The 16,130-nt window shown below is 67.3% G+C and carries 14 protein-coding genes; 7 read left to right on the forward strand and 7 right to left on the reverse strand.

Going from position 1 to position 16,130, the window contains the following annotated elements:
- Window positions 1-113 precede the first annotated feature (113 nt).
- Window positions 114-887 (forward strand): hypothetical protein, encoded by a 774-nt coding sequence (locus BHS09_RS25285; protein WP_161607184.1) that lies wholly within the window; start codon window positions 114-116, stop codon window positions 885-887.
- An 83-nt stretch (window positions 888-970) separates the two neighbouring features.
- On the opposite strand, the gene BHS09_RS25290 is transcribed toward BHS09_RS25285, so the two are convergent.
- The 4 genes from BHS09_RS25290 to BHS09_RS25305 form a co-directional block, all read right to left on the reverse strand.
- Window positions 971-2,128, reverse strand: a complete 1,158-nt coding sequence (locus BHS09_RS25290) for a 50S ribosomal protein L11 methyltransferase (protein WP_140799349.1) — start codon at window positions 2,126-2,128, stop codon at window positions 971-973.
- A gap of 66 nt (window positions 2,129-2,194) precedes the next feature.
- The gene (locus BHS09_RS25295; protein ID WP_140799350.1) at window positions 2,195-3,085 is read right to left on the reverse strand and encodes a hypothetical protein; all 891 of its coding nucleotides are present in this window, start codon (window positions 3,083-3,085) and stop codon (window positions 2,195-2,197) included.
- A gap of 267 nt (window positions 3,086-3,352) precedes the next feature.
- Window positions 3,353-3,478 carry a hypothetical protein gene (locus BHS09_RS39945; RefSeq protein ID WP_257792115.1) on the reverse strand — a complete coding sequence of 42 codons (126 nt, stop codon included), beginning with the start codon at window positions 3,476-3,478 and terminating at the stop codon, window positions 3,353-3,355.
- 721 nt (window positions 3,479-4,199) lie between these two features.
- Window positions 4,200-4,568, reverse strand: coding sequence for a hypothetical protein (locus tag BHS09_RS25305; RefSeq protein WP_140793980.1), 369 nt, complete (start codon window positions 4,566-4,568; stop codon window positions 4,200-4,202).
- Between the two features lie 212 nt (window positions 4,569-4,780).
- Here BHS09_RS25305 and BHS09_RS25310 point away from each other — a divergent pair, with 212 nt between their 5' ends.
- The 3 genes from BHS09_RS25310 (at window position 4,781) to BHS09_RS25325 (ending at window position 7,926) form a co-directional block, all read left to right on the forward strand.
- Window positions 4,781-5,455 carry a lipid-binding SYLF domain-containing protein gene (locus BHS09_RS25310; RefSeq protein ID WP_237079813.1) on the forward strand — a complete coding sequence of 225 codons (675 nt, stop codon included), beginning with the start codon at window positions 4,781-4,783 and terminating at the stop codon, window positions 5,453-5,455.
- Window positions 5,456-5,495: 40 nt separating this feature from the next.
- Window positions 5,496-6,698: a lipid-binding SYLF domain-containing protein gene (locus BHS09_RS39515; RefSeq protein ID WP_237079814.1), complete on the forward strand. Its 1,203-nt coding sequence runs from the start codon at window positions 5,496-5,498 to the stop codon at window positions 6,696-6,698.
- Window positions 6,699-6,840: 142 nt separating this feature from the next.
- On the forward strand, window positions 6,841-7,926 hold the full coding sequence (locus tag BHS09_RS25325; RefSeq protein ID WP_140799352.1) for a hypothetical protein: 1,086 nt from the start codon (window positions 6,841-6,843) through the stop codon (window positions 7,924-7,926).
- A 197-nt stretch (window positions 7,927-8,123) separates the two neighbouring features.
- Here BHS09_RS25325 and BHS09_RS25330 read toward each other — a convergent pair whose 3' ends face one another.
- Together BHS09_RS25330 and BHS09_RS25335 are read right to left on the reverse strand one after the other, a co-directional pair.
- On the reverse strand, window positions 8,124-9,533 hold the full coding sequence (locus BHS09_RS25330) for a flavin monoamine oxidase family protein (protein ID WP_140799353.1): 1,410 nt from the start codon (window positions 9,531-9,533) through the stop codon (window positions 8,124-8,126).
- Window positions 9,534-9,564: 31 nt separating this feature from the next.
- Window positions 9,565-11,550 carry a YcaO-like family protein gene (locus tag BHS09_RS25335; protein WP_140799354.1) on the reverse strand — a complete coding sequence of 662 codons (1,986 nt, stop codon included), beginning with the start codon at window positions 11,548-11,550 and terminating at the stop codon, window positions 9,565-9,567.
- A gap of 468 nt (window positions 11,551-12,018) precedes the next feature.
- On the opposite strand from BHS09_RS25335, the gene BHS09_RS25340 reads away from it, so the two are divergent.
- Both BHS09_RS25340 and BHS09_RS25345 read left to right on the forward strand, forming a co-directional pair.
- A complete protein-coding gene (locus tag BHS09_RS25340; RefSeq protein WP_237079815.1) occupies window positions 12,019-13,290 on the forward strand; it encodes a lysophospholipase in 1,272 nt (423 codons plus the stop codon).
- 251 nt (window positions 13,291-13,541) lie between these two features.
- Window positions 13,542-13,754, forward strand: a complete 213-nt coding sequence (locus BHS09_RS25345) for a hypothetical protein (RefSeq protein ID WP_140799355.1) — start codon at window positions 13,542-13,544, stop codon at window positions 13,752-13,754.
- 82 nt (window positions 13,755-13,836) lie between these two features.
- Here BHS09_RS25345 and BHS09_RS25350 read toward each other — a convergent pair whose 3' ends face one another.
- Entirely contained in the window at window positions 13,837-14,829 is a 993-nt protein-coding gene (locus BHS09_RS25350) for an alpha/beta hydrolase (protein WP_140793991.1), read from the reverse strand.
- 367 nt (window positions 14,830-15,196) lie between these two features.
- Here BHS09_RS25350 and BHS09_RS25355 point away from each other — a divergent pair, with 367 nt between their 5' ends.
- Window positions 15,197-15,883, forward strand: coding sequence for an SDR family oxidoreductase (locus tag BHS09_RS25355; RefSeq protein WP_140799356.1), 687 nt, complete (start codon window positions 15,197-15,199; stop codon window positions 15,881-15,883).
- Window positions 15,884-16,130 lie beyond the last annotated feature (247 nt).

Raw genomic sequence — 16,130 nt, forward strand, 5'->3', positions numbered from 1 at the left:
CAGGGCGCGGGATGACCTCGCTCCAGGATGAATGGACCGGCGCACCGCGCGCAGTGTCGCGAGAGCCGACTCATGGAGAGTCGCTCGATGCGATTTCAGAAAAGGAAAGAAATATGCGTAGCGGAATGAAGTGGCTCGCGATGGGAAGCCTTGGCCTTGCGCTGTGCACGGGATGCTCGGGGGCGGAGGTGGAGCAGGCCGGCCCCGGTGACTCCGAGACGCCCGTCAACACGACCACCGAAGCCAGCGTCGTGCTGCGCATCGAGGTCGAGCCGGGCCACACCGTCACGTTCCATGAGCCCGCGCCGGGCGCCCTGTACCTGGCTGAGCACAAGCTGCCGGCCCAGTCATTCGTGCTCGGCGACAAGGAGTCCGCGAACGCGCTGCTCGCATTCGAGCGGCTGCGCCCCGGTGCGCCGGTCCCCGCGGAGCTCCAGGCCGCATACGACCGCGCGCTGAACCTTCCGAGCGACGTGAATGAGCAAGAGTCCTACGCGGGCGGAGGTGAAAGGGAGGACGCGTCCGCGCGGGCGCAGCGCCCTGGCGTCAGCGAGCAGGCGCTGACGTCTTCGAGCAGCGCGGCCACGTTCGTCAACAACGGCGGCTGCAATTGGGGACCGAAGTGGAGCACCTGCGCGGTGAACTGGGCCAACGGCTACTATGCCTATTCGACCTCGACGTCCGGCCTGTGTGGCGTGGACCACTACTCTGGCAATGGCGTGATCATCCAGATCACCGTCGGGAGCACCATCTCGTCGGTGTTCCAGGGGGCGGGAACTCACGCCCAGTACAGCCTGGGCTCCGCCGGCGTTTCGACCACGCGCCGGCTCGACATCACGAATGCCTCCGGCGACAGCTTCCACGTGGGCTGCCGCTGGGGCATCTGAGGTCATGAGCAGGTGATTCGTGGCCCGTGCTGCCGCCGGGGACTCCTCCGGCGGCGGCATCCACGACCGGCGAAGCCGGAGTCCTACGAGGCCACCGGCTTCAGGCAGTAGAGCGTGGTGCGCTCGCGCGAGCGCGCCATGTGCAGCGGGTCTGACGTGTCCTTCGCTTTCGAATGCCGCGCCGGGGTCGACCGGGCCCACTGCACCGACAGGCCGCACCGTTCGAATTCCGCTTCGAGCCACCCGGGTGGGCGCAGGCCGAGCAGCACCGCGAGGTCCGACAGGAGCAGCAGGCCCACTCCGCCAGGAGCAAGCGAAGCGGAGAGTCCTTCGAGAAAGCGCCGCAGGAACTGGCTGTCCTCGTCGAACACCGCGCGGTCCACCCGGTTCTTGGGCGGTTCGGGAATCCAGGGTGGGTTGCACACCACGAGGTCCGCCGTGCCCTTCGGGAACAAGTCGGCCTCGGCCACCTGGAAGCGCTTGCCGAGCCCGAGCCGCTCCGCGTTCTCCCGGGAACAGGCCACGGCGCGGGAGTCACAGTCAGTCGCCTGCACGGACGCCGCGCCCCGCTGGAGGAGGAGGAACGAGAGCACGCCGGTTCCAGTGCCGATGTCGAACACGCGCTTGCCCTTCACCTCCGTAAATGAGCTCAGCAGTTCCACGTAATCCGTGCGGGTCGGAAGGTAGACGCCATAGTGCGGGTGAAGCAGCCCTGTGAGGCCAGGAACAGCGAGTCCCTTGCGGCGCCACTCCGCCGCCCCGAGCATACCGAGGAGTTGTTTGAGCGGGACCACGCTGGTGTCCGTCGTTGGAGCCCCCCACACCTGATGGCATGCCAGTGACGTGTCCGGTGCCCGCGCGAGCCCGAGCCGGTAGTCGCGGTCGAGAGACACCACGATGCGCGACAGCGTCTCGTGTTCGAGCTGCCGGGCCCGCCGCTCGGCACGGAATGCCTCCAGCGGCGAGCGCGCCTTCGCTGGCTGCGGTAGCCGCCGGCTCAGCGCGCCGAGGAGCTGCTTCGCGTTGTGGAAGTCACCGGAGTACAGCAGGAACTCGCCTCGGCGCACCCGCTTGAGCGCCGTATCCGCGCTGAGCCGGTCATTCACGGGGGACAGCCGAGCAGGCGCGGGTTCCGCGCTCTCTGAGTGCCAGGTGAAGGCGGAGTCCAGCGGCGGCTCGGACGGAGAGGTGGAGGGGTTCGGCCCCTCGGGCGAGGCATCGGTTCGGGGAGCGCGAGGCATGGCGATGGGGTAGCACGTCCGCGCGCTCCCGTCGCGTGTGGGAAACCACCGGCGCTCCCCGCGCCCTCAGCGCTTCTGACGGCGACGCTGTCGCCCTGACGCACGGCGCTTCGAGCCACCGGCAGGCGGGCCGCGCCTGAAACGTTGTGCGCCGGAACGCTGCTCCGGGGCAGGGGCCGGCTGCGGCTGCCTTCGCTCGCGCCTCCCGCCGCCGTTGCCCTGTGGGGCGTGCTTCGAACGCTTTGAACCGCCCGCTTGCATCGAGCCACTGAGCGCCTGGCTTGCGTCTTTCGCCACGCCTTCGGGCCCGACCGTGCCCTTCACGGCGTCTCGCACGGGTCCACCAGGCCCGAGTGCCTGGTCGGCCACGCGGTTCACCGTCCCGCCGGGTTCCAACGCCCCCTTCGCCGCCCCTCCCACGTCCTGGACGGCCTCGGACACCGCTCCGCCAGGCTTCAGGCTCTCATGGGCGGCTTCCCCCACCTCGCCTATCGCATGCCCCACGGGCCGAAGCAGGCTGGCGAGCAGTTCGGGGTTGTTGTCGAGTGTCTGGAGCGCACGGTCCAGGATTTCATAGACACGCTGGAGCCGGACCTTGAGCAGCGCCTGGGCCTCCACGCCTTTGATGGTCAGCTTGACCCGTTCGATGCCCACGTCAGCGCCCACATCGAGGCGCACGAGATTGGCCAGTTCGGCATGCAGTGAGACGCGTGCACGCAAGTTCTCCACGTCGAGCGTAATCTCATCCACCTTCACCGTCGGGACGTCGAGCAGCACGTCGGGCACGATTTCGATGGGCCCCTCGTCGACGCCCGCCTGCGCGAGCGCATGCCGGGTCTCCTCTCGCGTGGCTCCGCCTTCCCGCTGCGAAGGCCGCTCCTCGGGATTGTCATGCTCCGTCTTGTTCGCGGACTTCGTTCCCCGTAATCGCCATGCCCCCCATCCTGTCTTTGACACGTTCGACCTCCTCCCCTTGTCAAGAGTGAGGAGCGGACGACGGGCCTGACACCCGGTGTGGCCAAGGGCCTCGTCCCACTGGCCTCAGTCCCTCGAAAGGCACTGCCGGCAGGCCGCACGGCTTCTCACGCAGGCAGCCAGGGACCCCACGGGAGCAGGCCACGCCCGCCTTGCCACGGCCTCCCGAGCAACACGTCCCCAGATTGAAAGGGGACTGTTGGCCCATGCCCCAGGGAGTTCCCCATGCCGGTACGTCGACCACCGCAATCAAGTCACGCGCGTTTCCAGAGCGCGCCATTGAACGACCAGGAATCCGAGCTGAACGATGACGTCGCCATTGCCGCACGCGCCCGGGGCGAATCGCTCGTCGTGCATGCACTCCATGGCGTTCATGTTCGCACCTGGTCGTCTCCTGGCGTCGAGAGCGTCCACACCTCGCACCGGACGGGAGTACCGGCGCCTCTCACGACAGGGCACTACGGGCCCTTCGAAGCATCCATGCATGTGGGGACACGGTTTCAGGAGCCTTCAGCGCCCCCACGGAAGCGCTCCGGGCGGAGACGCGACTGAACCTCCATCGGCAGCCAGGGCGGGCCGCCCCCCGTCCCCCACCCGCCCGGCGCTCACCCACCCTTTCGGTCCACCCGCTCCAACTTGCGCCGCGAAGGACCTTCCTCGGGCTCGGGCCTCAAAGAGGCCAGCTGCTCGACTGCCGCGTCCGCCGCCATCTGTCGTACGGCCGCCAGGACTTCTTCGAGTCGCCCCGGTGCGTCCAAGCGGTCGGCCAGGTCCCGCGCCTTTCCCGCCGCACGTGTATAAGCGCGACGCTCCAGCGCCGAGGCCGGCAAGAGGGAAGCCGACAGGAAGCCCAGGGCCAGGACCCCAAGTCCCGCCCCCACGGGATGCTGTCGCATCGCCTGCGCTGTCCACGTCTGGGCTCCCACCGCGCGGGAGCGCGCATCGTCTCGCGAGGGAAACTTCTCTCGGAGACTCCCGGCAACCGCCCGGCCCTTGTCGCGGACCGTCCGCAACGGCGCCAGTCCCCCTTGCGTCTGACCTGGAGCGCCGCCGTTCCGTCCCTCGCCCGCTGCCGTCTTGTTCGCACTACGTCTCATCACTCAGCCTCCCCTTCCACATCGCCAGCACCGCTGGCGCGAAACATCCGCCCCGCGAGCAGGCCTGCCCCCAGCAGTCCCGTGAGCAACCATCCCGGGCGCTGCCGCACGAACTGTCCCGTGCGGTCCATGAATGCCGCGATGGATTGCTCATCCAGCCGCGAGGAGGCGCCGCGGAACATGCGCTCTCCCGTCTCCAGCATGCGTTGCGATGCCGGGCTCGGTGCACGCCGGGTGGCGCTGCCCAGCCCCTCTGCCACGTCCTCCAGCACCGACACGAGCAAGCCCCGCTGGAAGTCCAGGCGCTCCATCACCCGACCCCGCGCGTATCCCGTGACCTGTTCGAACTGCTTCTGCGCAGCTTCCATCCTGGGTGATGCGTGTCGCGCTGGGCCGCGCGAGCGCTTCCTCTCCTTTGTCTTCGTCGAGGCCATGATGTGCGTCCTCCTGACACCGAAGGTAGACACCTCCGCGTCACGTCCGGGCAACCAGACCACTCACGGCGTGGTCGTTCGCACGCACGTCCCGTGGGTACCTTGCGGACATGGCCGTCGCCACGTTGATTCATCAGGAGGCGAACATGAAGCCAGAGCAGGAGAAAACGCTTCACGAAGAGGTCGTGGCAACGGTGGACCGGCTGGTGCTCAAGAACCCGGCGCTGGAAAAAGAGCTGGAGCAGGCACAGGGCTACGCCGTCTTCCCCTCGCTGGGCAGGGCATCGCTGGTCCTCGGCGGCTCGTACGGCCACGGCGAGGTCTTCGAGAAGGGCAAGCCGATTGGCTTCGCCACGCTGAGCCAGCTGACCCTCGGAGTCCAGGTGGGCGGACAGACCCTGAGCGAGCTCATCTTCTTCAAGGACCGTGATGCCATTGAAGCGTTCAAGGGAGGGAAGGCGGCCTTCGCCGCCAACGCGTCCGCCGTAATCGTGAAGGCGGCGGCGTCCGGAACCATCAACTATGCGAAGTGCGTTGCACACGCCTACTCGCGTGGCGGCATGCTGCTCGAGGCCTCCCTGGGCGGACAGAAGTTCACGTTCATTCCGCGTTCGTCGGACGCATCGGAGCGAGGGAACGGCGGCCTGGTGCAGCGCTTCCGCAGGCAGGGTGCCTCCGAGGAGAACGGGGCCGATGACACCGGGCCGCGTTCGCGGCTGCAAGCGGCGCAGCCCCCTCCTGCCCTGACCACGGGGCTGACGGCTGCCGCCCTGCTGCTCACCCGGATCCTCAAGGCGCAGGCCAGTGCTCGCCACGAATGAAGCGCCCATCCGAGATAAACTGGTGAGCCAAGGCCATCGTGTGTTGAAGCTCGCGCGGAAGGAGCTGGCCGTCCACCGCAGACTGCATGGTAACGCACGGGCGGCATTGCACCGGATGGAAGCCCGCTCACCGGAGCTGGCTCAGGCGAGGGCCCGGGCCTACGCCTATGCCGTCTTCCCTTCGCTAGGCCAGGGGAGCGCCGTGCTCGGAGGCACCTGGGGGCTGGGCGAGGTCTTCCGTCAGGAGCGGCTGGTCGGATACGCCGCGCTGGTCCAGCTGACCGTGGGGGTTCAGCTGGGCGGACAGACATCTTCGGAGGTCGTCCTCTTCGAGGACCAGGAGGCTTTCCAACGCTTCAAGCATGGCGGGACGGGACTGGCACTCAACGCGGCCGCGACCCTGGTCAAAGCAGGCGCGGCGAAGGCGCGGGGCCCGGCTGGCAGCACGACGGTCGCGCTGGCCACGGATGGAGGAATGTGGGCGGGCGCCGCGCTCGGCGCCCAGCGAGCCTTCGTCGTGCCGGCCGTCCTCACCCGCAGCAGTACATTGCGCCGGCTTCTCTTATCCATACCTTCTTTGACACGAGGAACGCCGGCCCCCAACGAGGGCGAAACGAGGGAGAGCGCGATGGCCAAGCCGCAGACGAGTAAATCCGGGGGAAAAAGGTTGGGCAAGCTCACCGCGGCCTGGAAGCGCCGCAAGGCCCAGGCCGAAGAGAAGACAGGTCCCCAGAAGGTGGCCGCGCATACACGCGAGGCCATGCAGCGGGTCAGCACCCGAGGGCGCGAGACACTGGAGCATCTGCGAGACCGGGTCCCCAGTGGAGACAGACTCCGTGAGCGAGCAGGCAAGGCACGCACCTGGGCAGCCGACCAGCTGGGTGAACACGCGGTGGCCATCGGATTGACGACGCTGGCAGCAGGCGTCGCGGGAGCGGCGCTGCTCCCCGTGTCGGACCGGGAGCGCCGCGCGTTGAGCTCCGTGTCCCACAAGGTGCAGGGACTGACCCACTCTCTTGGAGCCACCCCCCAGGTTGCGCGGCTGACCCGGTCCGTGAGCGGCGCGGTGGCACGCGTCCGCCGCGGTGACGGCGCTGCCACGGAGGAGGAGAAACCCCGGGCCCCCCGCCCCAAGAAGCTCGCGGCGACGCGTGGCAAGAAAGCCGCGGGGAAGCCAGCGGCGGCCGCCAAGACATCGCGCCGTTCCCGGAAGGGCGGCCCTCCGCCCCAGGCCACTAAGTAGGGACGCAGGCCGGAGCGCCCAGCGGAACGTCGCCTGTTCCCGTTGCGCGGAAGGTGAAATCGGACGAGGCGTTCGTGGAGGGACTGGAGGCCAGCGCATCGCCATTGCGGGTGCACAGGGGGCGCGTAAGGTGGCGGGCGAAATGGCCTCCATTCGCGCTATCGCGCTCTCCTGCATCGTCGTGCTCGGCTTCGTAGCTGCTTGCGGTGACGATTCCCCCCCCACCCCCACCGATCCACCCGACGCAGCTGAGCCAGAGACGTGCGACAGCGTCGGCGTCGCGCTGTGCGGCGACACCTGTACGAGCATCGAGACCGACCCGGCGCACTGCGGAGGTTGCGACCAGGCTTGCGGGACTGCCGAGGCCTGTGAGGGCGGCGTCTGCGTCGCGCGGTGTCAGATCGGCGACCAGCAGGTCGCCTCCGGAGCAGTGAACTCGGCGAATTCGTGCGAACAGTGCGAGCCGGCGACGTCCGCGACCACATGGACGCAACGCACGGACGGGACGCAATGCAACCCGGGACAGGTTTGCTCGGATGGCGCGTGCAACCCGAAGTGCTTCATCGACGGCACGCTCTACGCCGAGGGTACGGCGAACCCGGCCAATGCCTGCGAAACGTGCTCACCGGCGGCGTCGACGACGAATTGGACGGCGCGCGCAAGCATTCCGCTGCTGAACGGCGGCGACGACATCACGGAGCAAGGCTGGACGACGGTCGCGCAGACGCCGAACACGCTCACGTACGGCGCGGACTACGTTCGCCTCTCGACGTCGACGAACAGCGACTCGGCGACGAGTGGGCAACTGCTCATCACGCGGGCAGACGCGTTCGACGGAACGAAGCCGTTCAAGCTTCAAGTGACGATGCAGGTCGAATCGGTGAACGATCACAACGTGCTCGACAGTGGAGCGGCCATCCTTGGGAGCTTCACGAGGCCGTTTGGCAACGCCGTGGATCGTTCGCAGATGATCTACCTCGACAGCGCGGCGATTGGCTGGGCGGATAACACTCAGTCCGCGGCGTTCTCAGTGACCGACGGCGCGTATCATGTCTACGAGCTCGCAGTGGATGCGGCGAAGGTGGCGACGGTCAGCATCGACGGCGTCGCGAAGCTCACGCGGACCCACTTCACGACGAACGGCACCCTCGCCATCGGCGACCAGACAAACGATGCGAGCGTCAATGGCGCGGTGCGGATCAAGTCGGTCGCGTTGATGTGTCCCTGAGTATCTGCGAAAGAATGGCCCGACGACGAGGGGGGCAGGCCGCGCCGCTGCCCTCAGTCCCGACCTGCCAACCTTCGAAACCTGCCCGACGCTGCCGGTACCTGAGTTCGCACGGCCACTTTTCGCCACATTTCAACGGCCCCCAAGGCCGCGAAGCAACCCCCACGTCCTCTCGCAAGTCGCTTCCGCAGCCTGAATCAGGAGCCACGCAGGCCTTCTGCCATGCACGCCCCGCTGGCTCCTGACAGGATTTCGAAGGCGGCGCGTTGGCCAGAGAAGAGCGCCCCCTCCATCCAACCGGGCATGGGAGAAGTTTGGTCGCCAGCGAAGTGGACCCGGCCTTCGCGCGTTGCGAGCGCGTGTCCCCACTGGGTGAGTTGCGTCGGCCGGAACCACGCAAAGGCGCCCCGTGCCCAAGGGTCCAGGTCCCAGGTGTAGGAGGTTCCGCTCTGCACTTCGGAGGACAGCTCCGGCGCGAACTGGCTCAAGCCCCGGACAGTCATCACGATGCGCTCCTCCTCGGAGAGAAGGCCCGCCGCGCGGGCGCACGGGCCCGCGCGATACGCTTCGAGGATGCCTGACGGCGGAGGTTGAGTCGGTGCCGCGTCGAGAACGTGCATGATGGGGAGGTCCGTCAGCCACCCACTCGACCACCCCCACTCTGTCCAGAGGCGGCGCCGGTATTGGATGAAGGTACGCACGACGGACGTATGCTCGAGTTCGCGAATCGCCCGCATCTTGTCCGCCGAGAAGACGGGGGCGAGTTCGATGTCGCGAAGGACCGAGAACGGTATGGCGCACACGAGCCGCTCCGCCGTGAACGTTCTGTGTTCTCCCGTGCTGCCGCGGCAATACACGCGGACGGTCCCCTGCTCTTGCTCAATGCGCTTCGCTGCCCATCCGAACTGAATCCTTCCGCCGAGCGTTTCCGCCAGGGCGGCGGGAAGCCGGTCACTTCCGCCTCTCACGGTGTAGGCGCTCGAACCTCCTCTGCCGACAGTCAGCAACTCCCGTCGAAGAACGCCAAGCGCCGAGCTTGCGTCGATGCCATCACCAACGAGGTCAAACCGCCCCAGGCTCACCGCGTCGATGGCCGCTGAAGAAGCGCCCTGTTCCGCGAGGGCCTCACGCATCGTCAGGCCATCGAGGCGGGTCGCGCCTGGACCGGGCCAGGTCTCATGGAAGGGGTCGCCGACAGCCTCCACGAGGGGGGCCACGTACCTCCGATAGAGGCCTGAGAGGCCGAGCTGCTGCTCATCCGCCCTCAGGACATGCGGGAGGCCCGTATCATCACCGATGGGGGCCAGGATGCGACGTCCCCGAAGATGGAGGGGCCGCAAGGCCGACGCGTGCGGAACTGGCAGCGGGTCGAGCTCCAGGCCGAGCCTCCTCGCAAAGCCGAGGACCGTCGAGTGCCCGCTGAGGACATACTTCGCGCCCGCCTCGGCGTACATTCCGTCCAGGAACGGCTGCCGCAGGGTCAGGACCCGGCCACCGACTCGAGAGCGCGCCTCGAGCACGACGACGTCCTGGCCTGCGAGGACAAGCCCATGCGCTGCCGCCAGTCCTGCGAGGCCCGCGCCCAGAATGATGACGCGTTCGCTCATTCGAGACGTCGCCTCGCGCCTTCGGTGAGACTCATGCCAGCGGAAGCAGGTACGGATTCAGCAGTCCTCGCCTGAGCTTGAGCGGCGATGAGGGCGGCTTCGGATTCCGCGGGGGAAGGCGGCGCGGCAGCAGCCCACTCCCGAGGCGTAACAGGCTCGGACAGAACGCCAGAGGCTGCGTCCCAAGGACCAGCGCCTGGCAAGTCCGGAACGGAGAGGCCGCCGCCAGTGTGAGATTGATGACCAGGGTGCGCAGCCCATGCTGTCGGAACCTCGTGACGAGCTCCCCCGCCGCGTCGGGGACCCGAACACGAGGGAGCGCCACCGGGGGACCCTCCAGGAGCAGGTCGACAGCGCTCCGCATCGCGGGGTTCAAGTAGAGCAACGTGATGTCGAGGAGGGAGTCGATGAGCCAGTACTTCTCCAGGACCGGGGGCCGCCGGAGCGCCTCGAAGTCAATCGCAAGCTGCCGACGAAGGGCCACGGCCTCCGTCAACATTCGCATTTCACGGAGCGCTCGGTGCACGGCCACTGCCGGGTCCCCCGCGGCCGCGGCGGCGAGGAGCGTCCCTCCTTTGGGGAACGCACCCTCTCCTGTCGCCTCGGCGATAAGTGCGATGACGTGAAGGCCGGCGCGACCGGGCAGGTACGAGAAGTGGAGGGTCCAGCCCGAACCCTTGAAATGACTCGACACCCCCTCATCAATGTCGAGCGTAGCCATGTCGAGGCTCCGCGCCCCTTGACCTCGATACCAGGCGAGCTGGAGCGCATCGCGCTCCACCACCTCCAGGAGCGCGGACCGCAACGCGGCGTCATCGCTCGTATGCGTCGCGACGCCATTGGATGAGGCACACAGGAAGCGCGGGCCCACGAGCCGTTCGGAAGTCGTGAAGGCTGCGGGAACGAGCAAATGCTCACCGGTCTCCGCATCCGTGGCCCTGACCCAATCCAGTGGCGTGTCCTGGGTGACTGGCGCGTAGGGGAACCCCGGGCTTGCGTACTGCTCCGGCGTGTAGAGGTCCCAATCACGCATGGGCAGGAAAGGCTGCGCGAGCGCACGCGCCGGAGTCGCGCAGACGTCGGGCACACGCAGGAGGGACGAGGCACGCTCGATGGCCTCTGCTCGCGCGGTCAGCCTCCGCTCCTCCAGGGATGCTCCGACGCCCACCTGGGCCAGGAAATGTCCTGACACCACGGGACGTCCTCGTTTCCGAAGACGCAGGGTGGCGGCGCCCCAGGTCAAGGTGACAATGGGAGGAGCCCCCCGCCTGCCGCGGACCGTGGCTTCGCGCGTCGCGATTCCCACGCGACCCAGCGCGGCACCGGCCATCCGCGAGCCCTCCAGCTTGCCGATGCGGTTCGCCGCGCCCCAGTTCGCGGAGCACGCGCATCCCGCCGCGGGCCGGGACCGGATGCGTCTGGCGCCTGGCCGCCCGTAGGCGCCCTCTGTCCAGGCACGCGCATCGAGGGAATGCGGCTTCATGGCTTTCCGGAGGGCCGTCAGATCGGCTGCCCCCAGCGCAATCACAGCGCGGAGAGGGAGCGCATTCGCCACGACGGCTGCCTCATCGGGCGCATCCGCGCTCTGGACCTCCCAGAGCAGACCACAGGCGACACACACACCACTGCCAGCGCTTCGCCAACGTGTGGCGCTCAGTTGGATGAGCGCTCCGCTGTTCTCGGAAATGTCGGCCGTGCGAAGAGGCCCCAGTCGCAGCCTGCCGGTGATCTCCAATGCCTTGCGGAGGGCTTGCTCGTCCATCAAACGTGGAGCGCCTCGCCCCAGCGCCCCTTCCTCTTCGAGCCGCGCTCCGAGCTCCCTGGCGCCGGTAGGGTCGACGCCCGCCTTCACCAGCGCGCGGACGACCGCGGCGCGCCCTCCGCGGCGAACGTCTCCGAGGATGGAGACGAGAAGAGCAAAGGGGAGGCCCCGTATCTCCATCAGCGCCCTGCGGGTCTGAAGGATGGAGATTCCCCTCGCCATTTCGAGGAGCACGACACCTGACTGAACTCCCATGTCGTGCCCGGGACGCCGCTACTTCGAAATGTGGGAAATGCTGGACACGGTGGTTTCAAATGCCTTGAGCGCGGACACCTTCAGAACGCGTACCGTGACCTTGAGAGTCTTTGCACGCTTCGTACGAGCAGGCTTCTTCATGTTCGGCCTCCCTGGGTGAGCGAGAAGTGTCCCCTCAAGCCACACTTCGAGTCAACAACAGGCCAGTGCACGTTGGGCCGTGATGGGAATTGCCGTGGCCCACACAGGAAATGGGCCTACTTGTCAGAGCGCAACACCATGCGCGCTGACAGTCCATTTCCGTGTCGAGCTGACCTCAGGCACGCCCCGAGGTCAGACAGGACTCACGACCAGAGGATTGGCAACGACGATATGTCCGCGCCGGGCGCTTCGTTCTCAGAGGGCCAGCCCCTTCCCATTCTGGGGGCGCGTCACAACCCGCCTTGAGTGAAACTGAAGGGGCCCCGCATGTCCCGTCTTGGTCTTTCGTTCATCGTATTGTTCGCATGCACGTCCGCATTCGCCTCCCCACCTCCGCGGATTGAAACCGAAGCGGAATCGCTCGCGTCGACTCCGACACCGTTCCCCGTGCTGCGTGAGTTCGTGACCGAGGACATCTATCACTACCGATTCGACATTCGTGTCGGCACCGCCCCCAACGCCATCGTGCGGGTCCATCGCGTCGTCCGAGAGCGCGCGCCGTGGCGGCCTCGGTCGCCCGCCCACGCGATCATGTTGCTTCACGGAGACTTCGCCAACTTCGTCACGAACTTCGTGCCGACGCTCGGCAATCCCGCGTCATCGGCGCCGGGGCTCGCTCCGTACCTGGCGGCCCGGAACATTGACGTCTGGGGTGTTGACCGTCGCTGGACGCTGCCCTCCGCCAACGGAGACATCTCCGACCTGGGCGAGATGGGGGTTGCCCAGGAGCTCGGAGACATCGCCATCGCGCTCACCTTCGCACGGGCAACGCGGCCCAGCGGCGACCGCGATACGAGCCGGCTCGTGCTCGGCGGATTCTCGCATGGCGGCGAGCTCGCCTACGCATATGCCGCCGCCAACGGCCGCCACGTGTCTGCGGTCGCCGTGCTCGACGCCTATTACGACATCGCGCCTGAGCACGCGGAACTGCGCGAGCTTGCGTGCGCCAATGCCGCCGCGGGACGTGAGGCGCTTGCTCAAGGCGTGACCGACTCCGACAACAGCTTCTTCATCACGTTGGGCGAGCTGGCCCGGAGCGCGCCCCAGGCGCAGTCTCCCGTGTTTTCGAGCTACACCAACCGCGGTGCACTGCTCGCGATGAATGGACTGACCTACCTTCTCGCGCCGTACACGCCGCTGTACCATTTGAGTGCGCCCATCCTCGACGCCAACGGCAACGTCACGGCATTGCGCGAGTCGTCCGAGGACAGCGTGAGCGCGTGGTTCGCCAGCGCGCCGCCGCACCAGTCGCTGCGTGAGACCGTGGAACTCGACGAAATCTGGTGCGGGACGACACCAAGGCCCGAGCTCTCGAACATCCGCGTCCCGTTGCTCTACCTCGGCGCCGCTGGCGCGTTCGGTGACTACGGGCTGTATTCGACGACCCGGGTGTCATCGACGGATGTCACGGCGCTCGTCGTCCGCCGCTTCGGTCCGGCGCGAGTGGCCGAGGACTTCGGCCATGGCGACCTCTTGTACGCGGCAGATGCACCGACGCTCGCGTGGCAACCGCTCGCGACGTGGTTGCTGAGCCACTGAGGAGAAGCATCTCTCGGGAGACTGGGATGGCCTGGAAGAAGTCCGCGGGCATCGGCCGCCCCGGCTCATGACTCACGGAGCGGATCGGCCCCAGACTCGACAGTCAGGACCTCGCCCTGCCTCATGATGATTCCATCCCACGCCGGAGGTGGGACAGCGTGAGGAACCCGGCCCATCGTCGTCAGAGAGCGAACGCGGCGTGCGGACGGGATGCCTCTGTCGGACGCGCCGGGCTACGCATCGACCCCATCATGATGCGCCCCGAGGACCCACGGGGCCACGACTTCCACGCCAACCGCATCGAGGGACTCGATTACGAGTTCATGCAAGAACAGGGTTGGCTGTTCCCATGCGAGCCCCCCGGATACGAGTGGCTGTGCCACCCAGCAGGCAGCGAGGTTGCCACCACGAACTTCAAGTTCGTGGCCCCACTCATCCAGTACCCGCCCCACGAGGCCGCATGAAGAAGGCTCTCGGCTCGCGAGGGCGGAAGGGGGAGCCCTTCGCATCGGACAAAGGGCCCCATCACCTGAAGTGCCGTTGGGCTTACGGCCCGTCGAGCACGGCCAACATGCGCGGCAGCACGTCGAAGAACGCGTAGTTCCAGCAACTGAAGTTGTGCCCGCCGTCACAACCGAAAGGCTTCTGGCCCGGCGCGGGGCGGCCATACATCTCGTAGTGGTGCGGCACGCCCGCGGCATTCAGCGCATGGTGGAACCGGTCCGTGGACGCCCCCGGGACGCGTTCGAGCACGTCCCCATCCCAGATGCCCGAACCCGCATACAAGGCGACGGCCACGCCCCGCAGAGACGCCGCACGCGGAATGGGGTTGTTCATGTTCCATGCCTGGTCGAAGGGCCAGAATGGAGAGCCGAACGCCCCATCCGGGTTCTGCAGCCACCGTGTCCCCTCCTCCGTGATGGTGGCGCGGATGGCGGCGTCACCGAGGTCCAGGGCCCCCGAGAAACTGGCCGCATAGGCAAACAGGTCGGGGCGCCGTGCGGCGTAGCTGATGGCCCCGAAGCCGCCCATGGACAGCCCCGCGATAGCACGGCCCCGCTTGTACGCCAGCGTGCGAAGGTTCTGGTCCACCCACGGAATGAGCTGGTTGAGGTGGAACTCCTCCCACGCCTGATTCACCCCGCGAGGGAAGACCCAGTTCGTGTACCAACCGACCTTGCCGCCATCCGGCATGATGGTGATGACGGGCATGTTCTCGGTAATCGCATACGCCGCACCGAACTCCACCCACTGAGCCGAGTTCGCGCCTCCACCCCCGTGCAACAGGTAGACCGCGGGGTAACGCACGCCCGGGTTGTTGTAATACCCCGTCGGGAGGAGCACCCGAACGTGATGGCGTGGGTCATAGACCGCGTGAGGCGCGATCAGCGGCGTGGAGATTTCCACGTCGATGAGCCTATCCGTGATGTGCCGCACCGCATGAACCGTAATGCCATGCCCCGAATAGAAGTTCGGCGCGAGCGAGGCATCTGATGCCTCCGCGCCGCCTGGCACTCCGAGGAACAGGGCGACGAACAAGACTCCGACGAGTCCGCGTGCGGCACGGGCGGGAGACTCGCATCGCTCAAGAGCGGTGCTGGAAACAAAGACGTCCTGGGGCAGCAATCTGCGCATCCTCTGACCTCGGAGAGTAGGTGGGGCGACAACGGGCTCTTCATCCGCCAATGACAGGTGCGACGCTAAGGGGCGTATCTGACCATGGCAACGCACACGTTGGAGCGACCGTGTAATTCCCTGGCGAGGGCCGCTGAGGCTGTGTCTTTCCCGCGACTGTGGACGCGAGCTGTCCGTTACTGCGCGGCGTGGCGGGCTGAAACCCCACCTGCCCGCGACCCGAGTTGGTAGAGACTCCGCAGCCCTGAGCCCCGAAGTCATCGAGCCATCCATGAACGTCGTCATCACCGGTGCCAACCGGGGCATCGGCCTCGAGTTGGTGCGTCAGTGTCGCTCCCGCGGTGACGTGGTGCACGCCGGTGTGCGCGCTCCCGTGCACGCAGCGGAGCTCACCGGCCTCATCCGGGGCGCTGGCGGGAGACTCCATGTCCACACGCTCGACGTCGCGGACCCGGCGAGCGTGCGTGCCTTCGCGATGGGGCTCCCCGGTCCCGTGCACCTGCTCATCAACAACGCCGGCGTGCGCAGCCGCCCGGACGAACTCTCCGACCTGGACGGCGACGACCTCACCCGCACCTTCCAGGTGAACGCGGTGGCGGCATTGCGCGTGACGGTGGCCCTGCTGCCGCAGCTGCGCGCGGCCGGTGGCGCGAAGGTGGCCAACCTCAGCTCGAACCTCGGCTCCATCGCGGACAACAGTTGGGGTGGCGCCTACGGCTACCGCATGTCCAAGGCGGCGCTGAACATGGCTACGCGCTCGCTGGGACACGACCTGAAGGAGGACGGAATCCTCGCCTTCGCTCTCAGTCCCGGCTGGGTACAGACGGACATGGGCGGAAGCGAGGCCCCCACGGCCGTGGACACTTCGGTGGCGGGGCTGCTCGCCGTGCTCTCCCGCTTGAGACCCGAGGACTCCGGAGGCTTCTTCGACTTCGAGGGCAAATGCATTCCTTGGTGACTCACTTCGTCCCGGAAGGCCCCACCCTCGAATGACGGAGTCCTCGAACGGGACACAGCCGCGCCCTCGCCCAAATCGTCCTCCCCCACGCAACTCCGTGCGCAGATGAAGGACAATTCCCACAAAGGCATGAAGGAACGCACCTCATGCTTCAGACCAGGGGGGGTCTACATCATGGGTACCATCTCGAGGGTAACGACGACGTTCTTGAAGCAGGGCGCGCGAGGAGTGTCCCACTCCGGCGGCC

The organism is Myxococcus xanthus (assembly GCF_006402735.1).
GTDB lineage: Bacteria > Myxococcota > Myxococcia > Myxococcales > Myxococcaceae > Myxococcus > Myxococcus xanthus_A.